Source organism: Streptomyces sp. ID05-39B, from assembly GCF_033794725.1.
Classification (GTDB): domain Bacteria; phylum Actinomycetota; class Actinomycetes; order Streptomycetales; family Streptomycetaceae; genus Streptomyces; species Streptomyces bobili.
Map to the genome: position 1 here is coordinate 1 of NZ_JARGEF010000150.1, position 20044 is coordinate 20044.

Genomic DNA, 20044 nt, shown 5'->3' on the forward strand with positions numbered 1-20044 from the left:
CTCGACGACGGGTGCGCGGGCGGGGCCGGACGGCAGGAGCGCGGGGCGGCGCCGGGACGCCGGTTCGGGCGCGCCGAGGGCGTGGCGGACGACGTCCGCGAGGGGGAGGGCGGCGCCGCGGTCGTAGGCGAGGCGGAACGCCGCGCCGCCGAGGGCCCGCCGGGCCCGGTCCTCGGCGGCGCGGCGGGTCGCGTTCAGGGCGGCCGAGCCCCAGCGGCTGGGGTCGACGTCCGCCCAGGCGCGGTCGGCGCCGCCCAGGAGGACGGCCGCGCGCTCGTGTGCGCCTCGGTCAGCGGTCACCCGGTCACGGGCCCCGCGGTCAGCCGTCACGCGTCCGCGGGCCCCGCGGGCGAGGCTCCCGCGTTCGGCGGCGATGCGGGCGAGGAGGTCGAGGGTGAGGCCCATGCCGACCACGTCGTGCACCGCGAGCTTGAGGCGGAGCGCCTCACGGCCGTGCCACTCCGCCCGTTCCCAGTCGCCCTTCACGGTGTGGGCGAGGGCCAGCATCCGTTCCACGTACGACAGCACCCACTGCTCGCCGTGGTCGGCGCACAGCCTCCGGGTCTCCTCGCAGACGGCGACGGCCTCGTCGGCGCGGCCCAGGAAGCCGAGGGCGCAGGCGAGTTCGACGCGGTCGAGGCCGACCAGGCTGAGGTGCTGACCGGCGACCCGGCCGCGGTCGACACAGGCGCGGAAGTGGGCAAGGGCGCCCTCCAGGTCGTCGCTGAAGAGGCGGATGACGCCGATGACGTAGTCGGCGTGGGCCGCCTCCGCCGCGTCGCCGAGGCGGTGGGCCAGGTCGCGGGCCTGTCCGGCGCGGTGCCGGCCGCGGGTGAGGTCCTCGGGGCAGCCGGCGAGGAGGCCGGACGCCCACAGGGCACGGGCGCGTTCGGGGGTGGGTTCCGGGTTGGCGGCCAGGGCGCGGTCGAGCCAGTAGCGGCCCTCGCGGGGGGCTCCGCAGGCGTGCCAGTGGAACCACAGGGTGCCGGCGAGGCGGAGGCCCGCGAGCGCCTCGCCGGGGGTGGTGAGGCTGAAGTCCAGGGCGGCGCGCAGGGTGTCCTGGTCGGCGCGCAGGCGGGTGACGATGCCGGGCTGGCCGGGGCCGAACCAGTCGCGCTCGCAGGTGGCCGCCCGGTGCTGCATCCAGTCGCGCAGGCGGGTGCGGGTGGCGCGTTCCTCGCCGGGCTGTTCGCGCAGGCGCTCCAGGCCGTACTCCCCAAGGGTGTCCAGGAGCCGGTACCTGACGCCTCCGTCGGGGCCGGTCTCCCGGCACAGGACTGACTTGTCGACGAGCCCGGCGACGGCGTCGAGGATGTCGTACGGCTGGAGGGGCCGGACCCCCTCCCCAGCATCCGCATCCCCGTCCGCATCCCCGTCGGTGTCCGTGCCCGTGCCCGTGCCCGTGTCCGTGTCCGTGTCCGTGTCCACGCTCCCGCACACCGCCTCCGCGGTCTCCAGGTCGAAGCTCGCCGGGAGGACCGACAGGCGGGCCCACACCCTCTGTTCCGCCTCCCCGCACAGTTCGTGGGACCAGGCGACCGCCGCGCGGAGGGTCTGGTGGCGGGGGGCTGCCGTGGGGCTGCCCGCGGTGAGGAGGCGGTAGCGGTCGTCCAGGCGGGCGAGGAGCTGGTCGACGTCGAGGACGCGCATCCGGACGGCGGCCAGTTCGATGGCGAGCGGGAGGCCGTCGAGGCGGCGGCAGAGGCGGGCCACCGACGACCGGTTCGCGGCGGTCAGGCGGAAGCCGGGGACGACGGCCGCGGCCCGGTCGGCGAACAGGGCGAGGGCCGGGTAGCCGTCGGCGGCGGAGAGGTCGCCGTCCGGGTCGGGGACGGGCAACGGCCGTACGTCCATGAGGTGTTCCTCGGTGAGGCCGAGCCGGTGCCGACTGGTGGCGAGGATCCGGACGCCGGTGGTGCCGTGCAGCAGCGCGCCCGCGAGGGCGGCGCAGGCGGGCAGCAGATGCTCACAGTTGTCGACGACGAGGAGCAGCCGCCGTTGCTGGAGGCGTTCCACGAGGGTGTCGAGTGCCGGGCGGGCGGAGTGGTCGTGCAGGCCGAGCGCGTCGGCGACGGCGAGCGGGACGAGTTCGGGGTCGCGCAGGCCGCAGAGGTGCACGAAGCGCACGCCGTCGGGGAAGGCGCGGGCGACGCGCGACGCGATCCGCCCGGCCAGCCGGGTCTTGCCGACGCCGCCGGGGCCGGTCAGGGTCACCAGCCGGGCGCGGGCCAACAGCTCGCGTCCTTCGGCCAGTTCGCCGCGCCGGTCGACGAAGCTGGTCGTCTCCACCGGCAGGTGGCCGTCGCCGCCCGGCGCTGATCCGCCCATGATCAGCCAGTCCTCTTGGGGTGGGGTCCTCGAAGGAGCCGGAGGGCCGGACTCCTCTTGCACGCGGATCCTCAGCCTTCCCCGTGGCGTACATATATGCACGCGCCGCTCACACTCAGGGGTGCACTTCGCCAGGGTCCGCCTCATGAGGGCCGGTCACGCGTACACTGCGCGGTCGCCGTCGGCGCGCCAACCCCACTTCCGCGCGCGGTCGTTCCGTACGATTCCGGCCATTCGGCACCTTGCGCACTCTTGACCTGACCATGTCATGCCCCGACGATGAGCGGCACCCCGCACGCACAGCCCGCACACAGTTCCGTCCCCGCTCCACCCCCCACGTGTCCGGCGATCCCGGACTTCTGGAGAACCGAGGAGAACCCATGCGACTCCGCACACGCGGCGCGGGCAGCCGCGGCGCAGGCACCCGCCGCCCTGGCCGCAGCGGCAGACGAACCGCCGCGCTGGCCGCCCTGATGGCCCTCGCCCTCGCCGCCCCGGTCTCGGCGACGGCCACGAACGCGGCGGCCGGCAGCGCCGCGAAACCGGCGGCCTCCGCCGACGACATCCGCCAGTACGAGATCCACGTCCACCACAGCACGTCGCGGACGCGCACCGCGATCGCCGCGTCCGGAGTGAGCGTCGACGAGGCCGACGAGGAGACCGTCGTCGTCTCCGGCCGCGCGGACCAGATCAAGAGGCTGCGCGCGCAGGGCTACGAGGTCGCCCCGCTCGGCGCCGCCCCGGACCGCGTCGCGGAGGGCGAGACCCGGCTCTATGACTTCCCGTCCGCCGACTCGCGCTACCACAACTACGCCGAGATGAACGCGGAGATCGACCAGCGCATCGCGGCCTACCCGAACATCATCAGCAAGCGGGTCATCGGCACCTCCTACCAGGGCCGGAACATCGTCGCCATCAAGATCAGCGACAACGTCGGCACCGACGAGGCCGAGCCGGAGGTGCTGTTCACCCACCATCAGCACGCCCGTGAGCACCTGACGGTGGAGATGGCCCTGTACCTGATCCGCGAGCTGGGCGCCGGCTACGGCACCGACTCCCGCGTCACCAGCATGGTGAACAACCGCGAGATCTGGATCGTGCCGGACCTCAACCCGGACGGCGGCGAGTACGACATCGCCACCGGCTCCTACCGGTCATGGCGCAAGAACCGCCAGCCCAACTCCGGCTCCACCGCGGTCGGTACGGACATGAACCGCAACTGGGCCTACCGGTGGGGCTGCTGCGGCGGCTCCTCGGGCTCGCCGTCCTCCGAGACGTACCGGGGTACGGCGGCCGAGTCGGCGCCCGAGGTGAAGGTGGTCGCGAACTTCGTGCGCAGCCGGGTCGTCGGCGGCGTACAGCAGATCAGGGCCGGCATCGACTTCCACACCTACAGCCAACTGGTGCTGTGGCCCTTCGGATACACCTCGGCGGACACGACCACCGGGATGACCGCGGACGACCGCAACGCCTTCGCCACGGTCGGCCGGTCGATGGCCGCGAGCAACGGGTACACCCCGGAGCAGGCGAGCGACCTGTACATCACGGACGGGTCGATCGACGACTACCTCTGGGGCACGCACAAGATCTTCTCGTACACCTTCGAGATGTACCCGGGCTCGTCGGGCGGCGGTGGTTTCTACCCGCCCGACGAGGTCATCGAGCGGGAGACCGCGCGCAACAAGGACGCGGTGCTGCAACTGCTGGAGAACTCGGACTGCATGTACCGGTCCATCGGCAAGCAGGCCCAGTACTGCGGCTAGCCGGGCCCGCCGGTCCGGAGAAGGAACAGGATCAGGACGCGGACTCCTCGGCCGCCTGGCTGTCCGCGTCCTTGCCTTCGGCCTCGTCGTCGAAGTAGGCGTCGAGAACCGCGTCCAGCTGCTCGTCCCACTCCTTGAAGCGGTCCCTGGCCGTCGCCTCGATCTCGATCGGGTACCAGCGACGGTCAGGGGTGTGCACCGTGATGGTCAACCGCTTTCCGAAACGCGGGACTTCGGTCTCGATCGCGCCGATCTCCTCCCAACGGAACTCGCACTCCTCCTCGTCGAGGCGGAGGCGGACGCCCCGGGAGTCGGCGACGATCCGCGCCCGGCGGTCGGCCGCCTCGAAGACGGGACCGTCCGAAGCCTCGTCGGACTCCGGGTCCTCGGACTCGCTGTCCTTCGACTCGCTGTCCTTCGACTCCGCGTCCTCCGACTCCCCGGCCGCTGCCGCCGGTTCGCTCTCCGAGGCGTCCCCGGCGGTCACCGCCGCCCCGTCCTGCGAGTCGTCCTCCGGCTTCGCGGTTTCCGGCTTCGCGTCCTTCGGCTTCGCGTCCTTCGCCGCCGCGGTCACGGGTGACGTGAGCCCGGGGATGAATGCCGGATCGAATCCGGCGCCCTCCAGGGGCTGGCTGCTCGAACCTATACGCTGCTCCACAGCGGGCAGTATGGTCGACGATCCTGGGCCGGACACAGTCAGCCCCCACTTTGTTATGAGACGCCTACACGCGACAGAGCGACCGCGGCCGGACCAACTGGCTCAGCCCAGCACGGCGAGCGCGTCGATCTCGATGAGGAGCCCCGCGGGCAGGCCGACGTAGACGGTCGTGCGGGCGGCGGGCGGGGCGGTGAGCGCCTGCTGCTCGAAGTAGGTGTTGTAGAGGTCGTTCATCTCGGCGAAGTGGTCCACGTCGGTGAGATAGACGCGGATCATCATCACGTCGTCCCAGCTCGCGCCGCCCTCCTCCAGGATCGCCTTGACGTTGGCGAGGGTCTGGAGGGTCTGCTCGCGCAGGGTGGGGCCGGCCGGTGTGGGGGGCCTGCCCTCCTCGGCGGGCAGGAAGCCGACCTGGCCGGCGACCTGGAGGATGTTGCCCTTGCGCACGCCGTGCGAGAACCTCGCGGGCGGGGTGGTGTGGGTGTCCGGCGTGAGCGCGATCTTTTCGGTCATGGTCCTACGGTGCCCTTCGCTGGGGTCCTGCCGGAGTACTCGCCGCTGATGTCGTCCGCCGTGCGGCGCACCTGCGGGAGGAGGGTGAGGAGTTCGTCGGCGGTGACGACGACGTTCGGCGCGGAGACCGACATCGCGGCGACCACCCGGCCGTCGGCGCCGCGGACGGGGGCGGCAACGCAGTTGATGGACTCCTCGTGGCCGCCGAGGTCGGTGGCCCAGCCCTGTGCGCGCACCTTCGTCAGCTCCCGCAGGAAGGCAGGGGCGTCGGGGGTGGAACGGGCCGTGTAGAGGGGGTATTCGAGCCGCTCGGCGATGGTGCGCCGCTCCGGCTCGGGCAGGTCGGCCAGGAGCAGCTTGGCGACGGCGGCGACGGTGATGGCGACCGGCCTGCCGATCCGGGAGTACATCCGCACCGGGTAGCGGCTCTCCACCTTGTCGATGTAGAGGACCTCGCCCTCCTCGTACACGGCGAGGTGCACGGTATGTCCGCAGCGTTCGTTGAGCCGGGCCAGGTGGGGGTGGGCGATCTCGCGGACGTCGAGGTTCTCCATGGCCTCCTGAGCGAGGGCGAAGAGGCGGGCGCCGAGCCGGTAGCGCTGGTCGGACTGGCGGTAGACGAGGCCGTGCTCGTGCAGGGTCCGCAGCAGCCGCAGGGCGGTGGACTTGTGGACGCCGAGGCGGTCGGCGACCTGTCCGAGGCCGGCGGGGCCCTCGGCGAGCAGCGGCAGGATGCTCAGGGCGCGGTCGACGGTCTGGCTCATGGGGTGGGTACCTCCTCGGTGGCCGCCGCGGCTTGCGTCCAGCCGGGGCCGAGTCGAAGTCTGTCCCACGCGCCGTCGTCGAGAGCGGCGAGGTGGTCGGCGTGTGCGATCCAGGCGGGGCGCTGCGCGGCCCCTCCCCGGGAGGCCGGGGGCGAGGGTACGGCGAGGTCGCCGGGGACGGTGAGGGCGGCGGCGGCCCAGAGATGGCCGTGCCGCAGGCGGGCCTTCATGGGCAGGTCCCGCAGGGTCGCGGAGAGGAAGCCGGCGGCGAAGGCGTCCCCGGCGCCGACGGCGGCGACGACGTCGACGTGCGGGGCGGGTACGAAGGTGACGTGGCCGGCGTCGAAGACGGTGACGCCGTGTCCGCCCTGCTTGACGACGAGCGTGGCGGGGCCGGGCAGGGCGCGGCGGACGGTCTCGGCGCCGTGCGGGCCCCACACCTCCTGCGCCTCGTCGGCCCCGACGAAGACGAGGTCGGCGCCACGGGCGAGTTCCAGCAGGACGTGTGGGCCGTCGCCGTCCGGCCAGAGTCCGGGGCGGTGGTTGACGTCGAAGGAGACGAGCGGACGGCCGGGGCGGGGCGCGGTCAGCTCGCGGAGTAGTCCGCGGCACTCCCCGGAGAGGGCGGCGGTGATCCCGGTGAGGTGCAGGACGCGTCCGGCCCGCGCGGCCGTGAGGTCCACGTTCCCCGCCGCCATCGCGGAGGCCGCCGACCCGGCCCGGTAGTACGCCACCTCGTGGGCGTCGGCCGCCCGGTCCCCGGCGGTGCGGAAGTACACGCCCGTGTGCCGCGCCGGGTCCCGCCGGACGGCCGTGACGTCGACGCCGTACGCGCCGATCGTCTCGACGAGGTGGTCGCCGAATCCGTCGGCGCCGACGCCGCTGATCCATCGGGCCGAGTGGCCGGCGGCGGCCAGCACGCAGGCCACGTTGGACTCGGCGCCGCCGATGGCCCGGTCGAAGGTGGGGACGTCGGCGAGGCGGCCGGGCCGGGAGGGCAGGAAGGTGACCATGGACTCGCCGAGCGCGACGACGTCCACGACGTCGGGGTCGTTGCGCGGTCCGGTGGCGGTCACGATGGTCGTAGCTCCTTGGTCGGTGTGCGGGTCGGCTCCGTTGACCCCGCGTCGGCCGAGATGTTAGACAGCGGTAAGCGTCATACACAATGAGCGTTGCACAGAACGCAACACGAAGCGTTTCTCTTCAGGAGGCTCGCATGGCCCTGGACCCCGGAACCGAAGCGCTCGCGCGGCTCGCCGAGGAGCGCGTCGACCACCGTTTCAAGGGCCTCCCGCCGGACGCCGACGGTCTGACGGTCGGCGAACTGGCCGCCCAGCGCCGCAACCTCTTCACCGGCGGTTTCAGCACACCCGTCCTCGCCCTGTCCGCCGAACGCCTGAACCACAACCTGCGGCTCATGGAGACGTACGCGACCCGACACGGCCTCGCCTTCGCCCCGCACGGCAAGACGTCCATGGCGCCCCAACTGTTCCGGCGGCAGATCGAGCACGGCGCCTGGGGCATCACCCTCGCCGTCCCCCACCAGGTCCGCGTGGCGCGGGCGTACGGCGTCCGGCGGATCTTCCTCGCCAACGAACTGGTGGACCCTGCGGCCCTGCGCTGGACCGCGGCGGAACTGGCCGCCGACCCCGGCTTCTCCTTCGTCTGCTACGTCGACTCCGTGCGCGGAGTGGAGCTGATGGACGAGGCTCTGCGCGGGGCGGCCCGACCGCTGGACGTGGTCGTCGAACTGGCCGCGGGCGAGGGCGCCCGCACGGGGGTCCGTACGGAGGCGGAGTGCACGGCGGTCGCGGACGCGGTGTCCGCGGCGCCGGCCCTGCGGCTGGTGGGCGTGGCGGGCTACGAGGGCGAGGTGCCGGAGGCCGACCCGGAGCGCGTGCACGCCTGGCTGCGCCGGCTGGTGGAGCTGGCCGTGGACTTCGACAAGGCGGGGCGGTTCGCGGGCGTGGACGAGATCGTCGTGAGCGCGGGCGGCAGCGCCTGGTTCGACGCCGTCGCCGACGTCTTCGCCGGCATCCCCGAACTCTCCCTGCCCGTACTGAAGTTGCTCCGCTCGGGTGCGTACGTCTCGCACGACGACGGCCACTACCGCAGGATCACGCCCTTCAACCGTGTCCCCGGGGAGGGCGCCCTGGAACCGGCGTTCCGCCTCTGGGCGCAGGTGGTGTCCCGGCCGTCCGCCGGGCAGGCCTTCGTGAACGCCGGCAAGCGGGACGCGGCCTACGACCTCGACCTGCCCTTCGCCCAGGTCGTCCGGCGTGACGGCGTCGAACGGGCGGCGGCCGGCATCGAGGTGAGCGCCCTGTCCGACCAGCACGCCTGGCTGCGGACGGCCCCCGACGTGGATCTGGAGGTGGGCGACTGGGTCGGCCTCGGCCTGTCCCACCCGTGCACGTCCTTCGACAAGTGGCAGCTGATCCCGCTGGCCGAGGCGGACGGCACGGTCGTCGACTACATCCGCACGTTCTTCTAACCGTCGGTCCGTCACTCCGTCAGCCTTTACACGCATGCTCCTGGGAGGTTGGGCCGTGGAAGATCTCGTCATCCGGGACGCGGACGTCGTCGACGGCACGGGCGCGGACTCCTACCGCGCCGACGTGGTGGTCGACGGCGGCAGGATCGTCTCGATCGTCAAGGAGGCTGCGGCTGCCGGCTGCCAGCGCCCGAAGGCGGTCCGCGAGCTGGACGCCGAGGGGCTCGTCCTGTCCCCCGGCTTCATCGACATGCACGCCCACAGCGACCTCGCGCTGCTGCGCGACCCGGACCACAGCGCGAAGGCCGCGCAGGGCGTGACGCTGGAGGTGCTGGGCCAGGACGGCCTGTCCTACGCTCCCGTCGACGACCGCACGCTGGACGGAGTGCGCCGGTCCATCGCCGGGTGGAACGGCTCGGGCGACGACATCGACTTCGACTGGCGGTCGGTGGGCGAGTACCTCGACCGGCTGGACCGCGGCATCGCCGTCAACGCCGCCTACCTCGTCCCCCAGGGCACGGTCCGCGCCCTCGTCGTCGGCTGGGACGACCGCGAGGCGACCCCAGCCGAGCTGGACCGGATGCGGCGACTGGTCGCCGAAGGGCTGGAACAGGGCGCGGTCGGCATGTCCTCCGGGCTGACCTACCCGCCCGGCATGTACGCGAGGAACGCCGAACTGACCGAACTGTGCCGCGTGGTGGCCGCCTACGGCGGCTACTACTGCCCGCACCACCGCTCCTACGGCGCGGGAGCCCTGGAGGCGTACGCGGAGATGGTGGAGCTGTCCCGGCAGGCCGGCTGCCCGCTCCATCTCGCCCACGCCACCATGAACTTCGGGGTGAACGAGGACCGGGCGCCGGAACTGCTGGCCCTGCTGGACGACGCACTGGCCTCGGGGGCCGACGTCACCCTCGACACGTACCCCTACACCGCCGGCTGCACCACCCTGGCGGCCCTGCTGCCGAGCTGGGCGAGCGAGGGCGGCCCGCGGGAGATCCTGCGGCGGCTGACGGACGACGGGACCGCCGAGCGGATCCGCCGCGACCTGGAGACGGTGGGATCCGACGGCTGCCACGGCGTGCCGGTCGACTGGGACACCATCGAGATCTCCGGCGTCGGCGCCCCCGGACTCGGCGAGTACGTCGGCCGTACGGTCCGGGAGTCCGCGGCGCTGCGCGGCGAGGCGCCCTGGACGACCGTCCGCCGGCTCCTGGTCGAGGACCGGCTCGCCCCGGCGATCCTCCAGCACGTCGGCCACGAGGAGAACGTCCGCGCGATCATGCGCCACCGCGTCCACACCGGCGGCTCGGACGGCATCCTCCAGGGCGCCAAGCCACACCCGCGCGCGTACGGCACCTTTCCTCGGTATCTCGGGCTGTACGTGAGGGAGTTGGGGGTGCTGTCGCTGGAGGAGTGTGTCGCCCGCCTCACCGGCCGCCCGGCGGCCCGCCTGCGCCTGCCCGACCGGGGCCTGGTCCGCGAGGGGCACCGCGCCGACCTGGTCCTGTTCGACCCGCGGACGGTGGCGGCGGGCTCGACCTACGACGCGCCGCGCACGCCGCCGGCCGGCATTCCGTACGTCCTGATCGACGGCCGGTTCGTCGTCGAGGACGGCCGGCGGACGGACGTACTGGCGGGGCGGGCGGTCCGCCGCTCTCCCGTGGCCGGGTGACGGACCGCCCCTCCGCGTCGCCCTACGGCTTGGGCAGGGTGCACCCGGCGGCGCTCAGGCTGAGCTGGTTGCGGGTCGTGAAGCAGGCCGGGAACTGGTAGGTCTGCTGGGCGTAGTTGATGCCCTGGCGGACGGTGACGTTGCCGCTCGCGTCGACCTCGCACGGGTTGTTCACCGTGCAGGACTGGCCGTCCTCGTTGCCGGTGTTGTTGACGGCGACGACCTTGCCGGTGGCCTGGTCGACGACCGGCGAGCCGGAGGTGCCGCCGATGGTCTGGCAGGCGGAGGTGTATCGGACCGAGTCCTTCCAGGTCCAGCCACCCTCCTTGATGCGGTACACGAACGCGTCGATGTTGCAGCTGTAGAGCCGCTTCCAGTAGCCGGAGGCGACGGTGATCGCGGTACCGGCGGTGGGGTGCGTGTCCTGCACGGTGAGGGCGCTGATGCCGTAGGAGCTGCGGATCGTCGCGTACGTGCTGGTCAGCTGGTAGACCGTGGCGTCCGTGTCGGTCATCGTCGAGTAGGCGATCTTGCTGGCGCGCAGGGTGGCGACCCGGGTGCCGGCGGAGTTGAGCAGCCCGAAGGTGCGGCTGGAGGCCCGGTTGACGATGACCTGGCCCGGCGCGGGGAAACCCGTCTCCAGGCAGTGGCCGTTGGTGAGGACCAGGGCCGGGTCGGTGTCGAGCGAGTTCGGGAAGCGGACCAGGGAGCCGGAGCAGTTGCTGAGCGCGACGGTCCCGGCCAGGGTGACGGCCTGAAGGGTCGGCGAGGCCGCCGCCTTCGTGTCCGCGACCGGCTGCGCCGAGGTCCTGTTCACGGCCGCCGGCGCCTCGCTCACGGGTGCGGCGACCGCGGGCGCCGCACCGGCCCCGGCGATGGCCAGGGCGATGAGCGCGGCGACGAGAGGCTTTCTCATGTGGGGGTCCCCTCTGACGACAAGGCGACCGGAGATCTTCCGGCCGCCGCTGCTGTGACACGCGCGAAGGATCATGCGCGCTTTTTGTCATGCGCATTGTTGGCGCAGGAGGAGGGGACGGCAAGGATCACTTTTCAGCCGCCGGGGGCGATGGCCGACGGAAGCGGCGAGGGCTCGGAGAGCCGGAGCCTCGGGGACTCGGGGACTCGGCGGAGAACGGCCGCGGCCGAGGGCGGAGGACGAGGGGAGCCGCGCGAGGTGCATCGCCGGGAGCCACCGGACGCACTCCAGGGGCCGACGGGTGTGGGCCGAGGCGCACGGTCGACGGGAGGCGGCGAGCCGCAGGGCGGCGGCACGCTTGTCGGCGACGGCCCGGTTCGGCTCGTCGCGCCGACCGTGGGGCGCCGGGAGCCACGCGCGGCCGAAAGCCGGCGTGAGCCACGCGGCGCGCGGTCCCGACAGGCCCACGGCGCGGGTCCGGCGCGGCAGGCGGGCCTCGTCCAGGGGGATACGGACGCCGACGTGACCCTGCGCGGACCGTGGCCGGCCGGGAGTGGCGAAGGTCAGCCGGGGGCAGCCGGAAGGCGCGGGTGTCTCACCGCGTTCCGCCGCTCTCCCGTCCCCGTCTACCGCGGCTTTTTGCCCCGCCCTTTGGGGTTCCCCTTGCCCGAGTCGGCCACCGGGGCGGAGCTGCCCGCGGAGGGTGCCGAGCCGGTCGCCGGAGCGGCCGAGGGGAATGCCGTCGGCGGCTCGGAGGACGTGGGGGCCGACGAGGGCGTGGACTGCGCGACGGTGGGCGAGGTGCCGGTCCCGGCGGACCGTCCGGCATCCGTCTCCGGGGAGAGGGACGGCGACTCCGCCTCCCCCGCCGAGTCCGGCGCGGCCGACCGGGTGCCCTCCGGCCCGCCCTTCTCCGTGTCGTCCGACGATCCGGTGAAGGCGAAGCCCGCGACCAGCGCGGCCACCGAGGCGACGCCCACCGCGCCGAGGGCGGCGACCGCGCGGCGGGGCCCGCGGGCGGCCCGCCGCCGGTCCGCGCGCCCACCGGCCGCCTGCGGGTCGTCGTACGCGTGCGCGTCGTACCCGTGCGGGTCGTACGCGGGCGGGGCCGGCTCCTGCGCGATGCGGGGCAGCTCGCTGGTCTCGTCGTAGGCGTTCTCCCACCCGTGCGCCGCGGCCGGATCCCGGTACGCCTCGTACGGCGGCGGGTCGGTCTCGACGTACGGGAGATACACGTTCGGCTGAACCGGAGGGTTCGTGCTCTCACCTGGCCTGGGCATGGCCGGGGATTGTAGAGAGGCAAGGGGCCTCCGGGACAGCGGACGGCGATACCGCCGCAAACCCGGCGTCTCACGTGGCGGAAAACACGCCCCGAGGGGCGTTACCGGGCCGTAAGCTCCCAGACATGCAGGTGATCCAGTCGACCAAGCTCAGCAACGTCTGTTACGAGATCCGGGGCCCGGTTCTCGAGGAGGCGATGCGCCTGGAGGCGGCAGGGCACCGCATCCTCAAGCTGAACACCGGGAATCCGGCCGCGTTCGGCTTCGACTGCCCGCCGGAGATCCTGGAGGACATCCTCCGCAACGTCTCCTCGGCGCACGGCTACGGCGACGCCAAGGGCCTGCTGGCCGCGCGCCGTGCGGTGGTCATGCACAACCAGACGCTGGGCATCGAGACGGACGTCGAGCACGTCTTCATCGGCAACGGTGTGTCCGAGCTGATCGTGATGGCGATGCAGGGCCTGCTGGACGACGGCGACGAGGTCCTCGTCCCGGCGCCCGACTACCCCCTGTGGACCGCCGCCGTAGCCCTGTCCGGCGGCACCGCCGTGCACTACCGCTGCGACGAGCAGTCCGACTGGATGCCGGACCTCGCGGACGTCGAGCGCAAGGTCACCGACCGCACCAAGGCGATCGTCATCATCAACCCGAACAACCCGACGGGTGCGGTGTACGACGAGGCCATGATCCGGGGCCTCACCGACATCGCCCGCCGGCACAACCTGCTGGTCTGCTCGGACGAGATCTACGACAAGATCCTGTACGACGGTGCCACGCACACCGCGACCGCCAAGGTCGCGCCGGACCTGCTCACCCTCACCTTCAACGGCATGTCGAAGGCGTACCGGGTGGCCGGCTACCGGGTCGGCTGGATGTCGATCTCCGGGCCGCGCGCCCACGCCGACTCCTACATCGAGGGTCTGACGATCCTGGCGAACATGCGCCTGTGCGCGAACATGCCGGGGCAGCACGGGGTGGTTGCCGCGCTCAGCGGGCGGCAGACGATCAACGAGCTGGTGCTGCCGGGCGGGCGGCTCAAGGAACAGATGGACACGGCGTACGAGCTGCTGACGCAGATCCCCGGCGTGACGTGCGTCCGCCCGAAGGGGGCGCTGTACCTCTTCCCGCGCCTGGACCCGACGGTCTTCAAGATCAAGGACGACCGGCGGATGGTCCTCGACCTGCTGCGCCGGGAGAAGATCATGGTCGTCCAGGGCACCGGCTTCAACTGGCCGGAACCCGACCACTTCCGGGTGGTCACGCTGCCGACGGTGACGGATCTGCGGGACGCGGTCGGGCGGATCGGGCGCTTCCTGGACGGATACGGCCAGCCCTGACGGTGACGCCCGGCGAGCCTCCCGGTCCGGTTTTAAGATCGACTCAACTTTAGACGAGTTCCAAGCTAGGATGGTTTCCTGCAAGCACACAGGAGGCCGTCCCATGTACGAACCGATCCGCACCAAGTCGGTCCACAGCACGATGGCCGGCACCTCCGACTTCCCCCACCGGACCCGTGAGGAGGAGCTGGACATCCAGCTCGCGAGTCATCTCGCGGCGCTGCTGGCCGTCACCGACGAGCTGCGCGCCCAGGCCCCCTCCACCGACCTGGACGACCTGGACGCCGCGGCCGAACGGCTCGCACGGCAGGTCGCCCGGCTGCGGGGAGGCAGGCCGCCGGCCCGCGTCACGTCCACCGGACCGACCCGCACCGCGGCCCTGCACCGACGGGCCCACGCCCTCGCCGGACGCGCCCTGGTCGTCGCGGCCTCCCGCGCCGACACGGCGGCGGCGATCCTCGCGGCCGAGCGCATGGACGCCCACGCCGCCGCCCTGGCGACCGCCACCTCGGCGACCGGCACCCTGGCCGCCACCGCCTGACCCACCGGGGCCCCCGAACGGCCCCGGTCCGCGTGCACCCGCAGCGACGCGCGGACCGGGCGCCACAATCTCAGTACCTTGACGGTACGGGCATGGACTACGCCAAGATGCGCGCGATTGCCGAGGAACTCGGGGCATACGCCGAGCGCCTCGAAGGGGCTTGGAGCGTCGAGATCGGTCCGAACGGTCCGATACTGGCCATGACGTGCCCGTCGAAACGCCGCGAGGGGACGATCCGGCGCATCTGCAAGCAGTTGGACGCACAGCTTCCCGCAACTCACCCGGGGTACATCTGCGCGAACGGCCCTGAGATCGAGCACCCCGGGATCGGCCGCATGCGCCTCCCCGACGCCGCCGTCATCCCCAAGGAGGCCCTTGATGAAGAGGGCCTCGCCGTGGACACCGCTCAGGTCCTCGCGGTGATCGAGATCATCTCGCCGTCCAACCCGAACAACGACTACATCGACAAGCTCGCCGACTACCCCGCCATGGGCAGCCCCCACTACCTGATCGTCGATCCGCGCCCCGGCACCGCCGAGGTGCACGCACTCCGAGCCCTGCAGGGGCCGCTACACGCGCAAGGACCCGTACATCTACGGAGACAAGGTCCCGTTCGGCCCCTGGACCGTGGAGACCGCCGACTTCCGCCGCTACGGCAAAGCCGGGAACAGCACGGACTGAGCCGGGCTCCCGGCGCCGGACACCGCCGCAACAGGAACGGCCGGTTCCCGTTGCGTTCCCGGTCCGCTCCTTCACCCTTCGTTCATCCGGGGCACCCGGGAATGTGCGATTCCGGGAGCACGCTCCCGGCGTGAGACGTATCGCAGGAATCGTCCTCGCGGTGCTGCTGATCGGTGGCGTGGTGGCCGCCGTCGTCGCAGGCCGGGACTGCGAGATGCCGTAGGTGAGCCGGCCGTCCTGGACCGCCTGGTCGATCTGCGACCAGGTGACCTCCGCCGGCGGCCTCATGGGCGAAGGCCTGCCGCCGCCCGTCCCGTCGGGGCTGACGGGTGGGCGACGACAGGCCCAGGGCCCCCCACGCCGTTGTGCGGGGCCTCGCCGGTCTGTGGTGCTGTCACCGCGGCCGGCCGTGACGATATTGCTGGTCAGGGCTCAATCGGAACCGGCCGCGGCGTTCTGGGGGGCTGGTTCAGCCCAGGCGCTCCACGAGAGCGCGGTACTCGTCCCACAGCTCCTTCGGCGTGTGATCGCCGAAGGTGTTGAGGTGCTCGGGGATGAGGGACGCCTCCTCGCGCCAGATCTCCTTGTCGACCGTGAGGAGGAAGTCGAGGTCCTTCTCCGCGAGGTCCAGGCCCTCGGTGTCCAGGGCACCCGGCGCCGGCAGGACGCCGATCGGCGTCTCGACACCCTCGGCCCTGCCCTCCAGGCGCTCCACGATCCACTTCAGGACACGGGAGTTCTCGCCGAAGCCGGGCCAGACGAACTTGCCCTCGTCGTCCTTGCGGAACCAGTTGACGTAGTAGATCTTCGGGAGCTTCGCCTGGTCCTTGTCCTTGGCGACGTCGACCCAGTGACCCATGTAGTCGCCCATGTTGTAGCCGCAGAACGGCAGCATGGCGAAGGGGTCGCGGCGCAGCTCGCCGACCTTGCCCTCGGCGGCGGCGGTCTTCTCGGAGGCCACGTTGGCGCCGAGGAAGACGCCGTGGTTCCAGTCGAAGGACTCCGTCACCAGCGGTACGGCGGTGGCGCGCCGGCCGCCGAAGAGGATCGCCGAGATCGGCACGCCCTTGGGGTCCTCCCACTCGGGCGCGATGATCGGGCACTGCGAGGCGGGCACGGTGAAGCGGGCGTTGGGGTGGGCGGCCGGGGTCGCCGACTCCGGCGTCCAGTCGTTGCCCTTCCAGTCGGTGAGGTGCGTGGGCGGCTCCTCGGTCATGCCCTCCCACCACACGTCGCCGTCGTCGGTGAGGGCCACGTTGGTGAAGACCGCGTTGCCCCACAGCGTCTTCATCGCGTTGGCGTTGGTGTGCTCACCGGTGCCGGGCGCGACGCCGAAGAAGCCGGCCTCGGGGTTGATGGCGTACAGGCGGCCGTCCTCGCCGAACCGCATCCACGCGATGTCGTCACCGATGGTCTCGACGGTCCAGCCGCGGGTGGTCGGCTCCAGCATGGCGAGGTTGGTCTTGCCGCAGGCGCTCGGGAAGGCGGCGGCGACGTACTTGGACTCGCCCTGCGGGGGCGTGAGTTTCAAAATCAGCATGTGCTCGGCGAGCCAGCCCTCGTCGCGGGCCATGACGGAGGCGATGCGCAGGGCGTAGCACTTCTTGCCGAGCAGGGCGTTGCCGCCGTAGCCGGAGCCGTAGGACCAGATCTCGCGGGTCTCGGGGAAGTGCGAGATGTACTTGGTCGAGTTGCACGGCCACGGCACGTCCGTCTCGCCCTCGGCCAGCGGCGCTCCGAGCGTGTGCACGGCACGCACGAAGAAGCCGTCGGTGCCGAGTTCGTCGAGGACGGGCTGTCCCATGCGGGTCATGGTGCGCATGGACACGGCGACGTAGGCGGAGTCGGTGATCTCGACGCCGATCGCGGAGAGGTCCGAGCCGAGGGGGCCCATGCAGAACGGGACGACGTACATCGTCCGGCCCTTCATCGAGCCGCGGAAGACGCCGCCCTTGCCGTCGGAGCCCGTGAAGATCTCCCGCATCTCGGCGGGGGCCTTCCAGTGGTTGGTCGGGCCCGCGTCCTCCTCCTTCTCGGAGCAGATGAAGGTGCGGTCCTCGACCCGGGCGACGTCGGTCGGGTCGGATGCCGCGTAGTAGGAGTCGGGGCGCTTGACGGGGTCGAGTTTCTTGAAGGTGCCCTTGTCGACCAGTTCCTCGCTCAGCCGCCGGTACTCGGCCTCGGATCCGTCACACCAGACCACGTTGTCCGGTTGCGTCAGTTCGGCGATCTCGTTGACCCACGAGATCAGTTCCTGGTGCTGGGTGGGGATGACGGGGGGAGCCGCGATGTCGCGCGCCACGATCGCTCCTAGGTGAGGGATTTTGTCCTTGTCTGCCCCGTGGGGGCCGCGGCCCGGATGCTTCGCAGCGAGCTGCTGAGCGCTCATCCGGTGCCGACCGCACTCATTTGATCATCCGACGCAGGAGCCCATCTGTCCAGAGGGCATCACAGATGAGCGGCGTGAGGCTCGCCACGTGCTGGTCCGCGCTCCCTCGCCATGCCCCCGACAGGCGTGAGACGCCGGCCACTCCCGACAGCCCATCTCGCCCCACCGGCCGGTAACCTACGGTTCCGTAGATACGATGGGACGCATGACTGCGTCCGCCCCCGACGCGCGTACGGATACGCCGGCCGCCGGCCGCGGTCCCGTCGCGCTCCCCCTGCCGCATCCGGTCAAACCGAAGCTGCGCGGCTGGCTGCACCTCGGAATGTTCCCCGCCGCCCTGGTCGCGGGCCTCGTGCTCACCGCCCTCGCGGACTCCACGAGAGGCCGCATCGCCTGCGGCATCTTCGCCCTCACCGCCTGCCTGCTGTTCGGTGTGAGCGCCCTGTACCACCGGGGCGACTGGAGTCCACGCATGGACGGCGTCCTGCGCCGCCTGGACCACGCCAACATCTTCCTGATCATCGCGGGCACCTACACCCCGCTGACGATGCTGCTCCTGCCGGGCGGCAAGGGGCAGGTGCTGCTCTGGGGCATCTGGGCAGCCGCGGCGGCCGGGATCGTCTTCCGCGTCTTCTGGGTCGGCGCCCCTCGCTGGCTCTACACCCCGTGCTACATCGCGATGGGCTGGGCGGCCGTCTTCTTCCTGCCCGACTTCATGCGCGCGGGCGGCATCGCCGTACTGGTCCTGGTGATCGTCGGTGGTCTCCTCTACAGCGCGGGCGGCGTGATCTACGGCATCAAGCGCCCCAACCCGTCACCGCGCTGGTTCGGCTTCCACGAGGTGTTCCACTCCTTCACGCTGGCCGCGTTCATCGCGCACTACGTGGGCATCTCGCTGGTGGCTTACCAGCACGGGTGACTTCCGCCCCTTCCCACCGCGGGCCACGGCTTTCGAGCCGTGGCCCTTTTTCGTGCGCCGACCTCCGCACCACCTCAGCATAGTTGACAGCGAGCACCTTCTGACAGTTACTCTCATTTCATGGTTACTGTCAGTTCACCCGACCCCCGCCGCTGGTGGGCCCTCGCCGCCCTCGTCGCGAGCATGCTGACGCTCGGCTTCGACATGACGATCCTCAACGTGGCGCTCCCGACGATGGCCCGCGACCTGGGCGCCTCGACGGGCGAGCAGCAATGGATGGCGGACGCGTACGTCGTCGTCTTCGCCGCGCTGATGCTCCCCGCCGGACTGCTCGGCGACCGGTTCGGCCGGCGCCGGATGCTGATCACCGGGCTGGGCGTCTTCCTGGCCGGTTCACTGGCCGGGGCCCTGGCCGACGGCGTCACCGCGGTCATCGCCGCCCGCGCCGTGATGGGCGTCGGCGCCGCACTGGTCACCCCCCTCGCCCTGTCCGTGCTGCCCTCGCTGTTCGCACCCGACGAGCGCACCAAGGCCGTCGGCATCGTCTCCGCCGGCTCCACGCTCGGCCTGCCGCTCGGCCCGATCATCGGCGGCTGGCTGCTCGACCACTACTGGTGGGGCTCGGTCTTCCTGGTCAACCTGCCGATGGCCGCCGTCGGCATCGCCGCCTGCGTGTTCCGCCTCCCCGAGACCCGCGACCCGTCCTCCCCCAAGGTCGACGCCGTCTCCACCGCGCTCACCGCGGCCGGGCTCGGCGCGCTCATCTACGCGATCATCGAGGCGCCCACCCACGGCTGGACCGACCCGCTGGTCCTGGCCCTGCTCGGCGCCGCCGCCGTACTGATCGCCGCGCTGGTCCTGCGCGAGCGGCGGACGGTGCGGCCCATGCTCGACATGACGCTGCTCGCTCAGCGCGGTTTCCTGTTCAACGCCCTCGCCGCGACGCTGGTGATGTTCGTGCTGTCCGGCCTGATGTTCCTGCTGCCGCCGTACCTCCAGGCCGTCCGCGGACACGACGCACTCGGTACCGGCGTACGGCTGCTGCCGCTGATGGGCGGTCTGACGGTGGCCGCGCGGGCCGCGCAGCCGTTCGTCGCCCGCTTCGGGTCGCGGCCCGTGGTCAGCGCGGGCCTGGTGGTCGTCGCCTTCGCCGCGCTCCTGGGCAGCGGTACGACGGTGCACTCCGGGTACGGCTTCACCGCGCTGTGGCTGACGATCGCCGGGGCCGGCTTCGGCTTCTCGCTCGTCCCGGCGATGTCCGGCGCCCTCGGCACCCTGCCGACCGACCGGGCCGGCAGCGGTTCGGGCCTGCTGATGACCCTGCGGCAGGTGGGCGGCGCCATCGGCATCGCCCTGCTGGGCAGCCTCCTCGCGAGCGCCTACCGCGACCGCCTCGACGTCACCGGACTGCCCTCGGGGGCCGCCGACACGGCCGGGGAATCCGTCGTGGCCGCGCATGTCGTCGCCGACCGGGCGGGCGCGGCGGACCTCGTGGCCGCCGCGAACAGCGCGTACGTGCACGGCATGGGCGTCGCGATGCTGGTCTGCGGTGTCGCCGCCCTCGTCGCCGCCCTGCTGGCCGCCGCGTTCCTGCCGGGCGGCGAGCGCGGCAGCCGGCCGCCCGCGCCCGACCCGGCCGCACCCGACCCGGCCGCACCCGACCTGGCCGCACCCGACCTGGCCGCACCTGACCTGGCCGCTCCTGACCTGGCCGCTCCGGTGGCGGATGCCCGACAATGACCACCATGACGGCCGCACGCTTCCCCCTCTCGCCCGCCCTCTCCCCCGC

Annotated in this window: 16 protein-coding genes; 8 read left to right on the forward strand and 8 right to left on the reverse strand. The window is 72.2% G+C overall.

Annotated elements, in window-relative coordinates; genetic code table 11:
- Positions 1-2328 (reverse strand): LuxR family transcriptional regulator (locus P1P75_RS27095; RefSeq protein WP_319260011.1); only part of this gene is annotated, 2328 nt, incomplete at its 3' end.
- Between the two features lie 380 nt (positions 2329-2708).
- On the opposite strand from P1P75_RS27095, the gene P1P75_RS27100 reads away from it, so the two are divergent.
- Positions 2709-4091, forward strand: coding sequence for a M14 family metallopeptidase (locus tag P1P75_RS27100; protein ID WP_319260014.1), 1383 nt, complete (start codon positions 2709-2711; stop codon positions 4089-4091).
- A gap of 31 nt (positions 4092-4122) precedes the next feature.
- On the opposite strand, the gene P1P75_RS27105 is transcribed toward P1P75_RS27100, so the two are convergent.
- From P1P75_RS27105 to P1P75_RS27120, 4 genes are all read right to left on the reverse strand, one after another.
- Positions 4123-4749, reverse strand: coding sequence for a hypothetical protein (locus P1P75_RS27105; RefSeq protein ID WP_319260016.1), 627 nt, complete (start codon positions 4747-4749; stop codon positions 4123-4125).
- A 102-nt stretch (positions 4750-4851) separates the two neighbouring features.
- Positions 4852-5262 carry a RidA family protein gene (locus P1P75_RS27110; RefSeq protein WP_319260018.1) on the reverse strand — a complete coding sequence of 137 codons (411 nt, stop codon included), beginning with the start codon at positions 5260-5262 and terminating at the stop codon, positions 4852-4854.
- A complete protein-coding gene (locus tag P1P75_RS27115; protein WP_319260021.1) occupies positions 5259-6026 on the reverse strand; it encodes an IclR family transcriptional regulator in 768 nt (255 codons plus the stop codon). Before P1P75_RS27115 ends, P1P75_RS27110 begins: the two co-directional genes overlap by 4 nt.
- Complete coding sequence (locus tag P1P75_RS27120; RefSeq protein ID WP_319260023.1) at positions 6023-7102, reverse strand: sugar kinase; 1080 nt, start codon at positions 7100-7102, stop codon at positions 6023-6025. Before P1P75_RS27120 ends, P1P75_RS27115 begins: the two co-directional genes overlap by 4 nt.
- 140 nt (positions 7103-7242) lie before the next feature.
- Between P1P75_RS27120 and P1P75_RS27125 the strand changes: the two genes are divergently transcribed.
- Positions 7243-8520, forward strand: a complete 1278-nt coding sequence (locus P1P75_RS27125; RefSeq protein ID WP_319260025.1) for an amino acid deaminase — start codon at positions 7243-7245, stop codon at positions 8518-8520.
- A 55-nt stretch (positions 8521-8575) separates the two neighbouring features.
- A complete protein-coding gene (locus tag P1P75_RS27130) occupies positions 8576-10192 on the forward strand; it encodes a D-aminoacylase (RefSeq protein ID WP_319260027.1) in 1617 nt (538 codons plus the stop codon).
- 22 nt (positions 10193-10214) lie between these two features.
- Here P1P75_RS27130 and P1P75_RS27135 read toward each other — a convergent pair whose 3' ends face one another.
- Together P1P75_RS27135 and P1P75_RS27140 are read right to left on the reverse strand one after the other, a co-directional pair.
- Positions 10215-11108 carry a serine protease gene (locus P1P75_RS27135; protein WP_319260029.1) on the reverse strand — a complete coding sequence of 298 codons (894 nt, stop codon included), beginning with the start codon at positions 11106-11108 and terminating at the stop codon, positions 10215-10217.
- Positions 11109-11734: 626 nt separating this feature from the next.
- Complete coding sequence (locus P1P75_RS27140; RefSeq protein WP_319260031.1) at positions 11735-12388, reverse strand: hypothetical protein; 654 nt, start codon at positions 12386-12388, stop codon at positions 11735-11737.
- Positions 12389-12513: 125 nt separating this feature from the next.
- Here P1P75_RS27140 and P1P75_RS27145 point away from each other — a divergent pair, with 125 nt between their 5' ends.
- The 3 genes from P1P75_RS27145 to P1P75_RS27155 all read left to right on the forward strand — a co-directional run bounded on the left by P1P75_RS27145 (position 12514) and on the right by P1P75_RS27155 (position 15081).
- Positions 12514-13725, forward strand: coding sequence for a pyridoxal phosphate-dependent aminotransferase (locus P1P75_RS27145; RefSeq protein WP_319260034.1), 1212 nt, complete (start codon positions 12514-12516; stop codon positions 13723-13725).
- A 103-nt stretch (positions 13726-13828) separates the two neighbouring features.
- On the forward strand, positions 13829-14266 hold the full coding sequence (locus P1P75_RS27150) for a hypothetical protein (RefSeq protein ID WP_319260037.1): 438 nt from the start codon (positions 13829-13831) through the stop codon (positions 14264-14266).
- Positions 14267-14358: 92 nt separating this feature from the next.
- On the forward strand, positions 14359-15081 hold the full coding sequence (locus P1P75_RS27155) for a Uma2 family endonuclease (RefSeq protein ID WP_319260039.1): 723 nt from the start codon (positions 14359-14361) through the stop codon (positions 15079-15081).
- 335 nt (positions 15082-15416) lie between these two features.
- On the opposite strand, the gene P1P75_RS27160 is transcribed toward P1P75_RS27155, so the two are convergent.
- Positions 15417-17249 (reverse strand): phosphoenolpyruvate carboxykinase (GTP), encoded by a 1833-nt coding sequence (locus P1P75_RS27160; RefSeq protein WP_319260041.1) that lies wholly within the window; start codon positions 17247-17249, stop codon positions 15417-15419.
- A gap of 292 nt (positions 17250-17541) precedes the next feature.
- On the opposite strand from P1P75_RS27160, the gene P1P75_RS27165 reads away from it, so the two are divergent.
- A complete protein-coding gene (locus tag P1P75_RS27165; protein ID WP_266461673.1) occupies positions 17542-18255 on the forward strand; it encodes a hemolysin III family protein in 714 nt (237 codons plus the stop codon).
- A gap of 120 nt (positions 18256-18375) precedes the next feature.
- Positions 18376-19995: an MFS transporter gene (locus P1P75_RS27170; RefSeq protein ID WP_319260043.1), complete on the forward strand. Its 1620-nt coding sequence runs from the start codon at positions 18376-18378 to the stop codon at positions 19993-19995.
- Positions 19996-20044 lie beyond the last annotated feature (49 nt).

Bases quoted from the DNA above. Each gene is read 5' to 3' on its own strand.
- P1P75_RS27100 (WP_319260014.1), top strand. From the start codon at position 2,709: ATGCGACTCCGCACACGCGGCGCGGGCAGCCGCGGCGCAGGCACCCGC.
- P1P75_RS27110 (WP_319260018.1), bottom strand. From the start codon at position 5,262: ATGACCGAAAAGATCGCGCTCACGCCGGACACCCACACCACCCCGCCC.
- P1P75_RS27115 (WP_319260021.1), bottom strand. From the start codon at position 6,026: ATGAGCCAGACCGTCGACCGCGCCCTGAGCATCCTGCCGCTGCTCGCC.
- P1P75_RS27125 (WP_319260025.1), top strand. From the start codon at position 7,243: ATGGCCCTGGACCCCGGAACCGAAGCGCTCGCGCGGCTCGCCGAGGAG.
- P1P75_RS27135 (WP_319260029.1), bottom strand. From the start codon at position 11,108: ATGAGAAAGCCTCTCGTCGCCGCGCTCATCGCCCTGGCCATCGCCGGG.
- P1P75_RS27140 (WP_319260031.1), bottom strand. From the start codon at position 12,388: ATGCCCAGGCCAGGTGAGAGCACGAACCCTCCGGTTCAGCCGAACGTG.
- P1P75_RS27145 (WP_319260034.1), top strand. From the start codon at position 12,514: ATGCAGGTGATCCAGTCGACCAAGCTCAGCAACGTCTGTTACGAGATC.
- P1P75_RS27150 (WP_319260037.1), top strand. From the start codon at position 13,829: ATGTACGAACCGATCCGCACCAAGTCGGTCCACAGCACGATGGCCGGC.
- P1P75_RS27155 (WP_319260039.1), top strand. From the start codon at position 14,359: ATGGACTACGCCAAGATGCGCGCGATTGCCGAGGAACTCGGGGCATAC.
- P1P75_RS27165 (WP_266461673.1), top strand. From the start codon at position 17,542: ATGACTGCGTCCGCCCCCGACGCGCGTACGGATACGCCGGCCGCCGGC.
- P1P75_RS27170 (WP_319260043.1), top strand. From the start codon at position 18,376: ATGGTTACTGTCAGTTCACCCGACCCCCGCCGCTGGTGGGCCCTCGCC.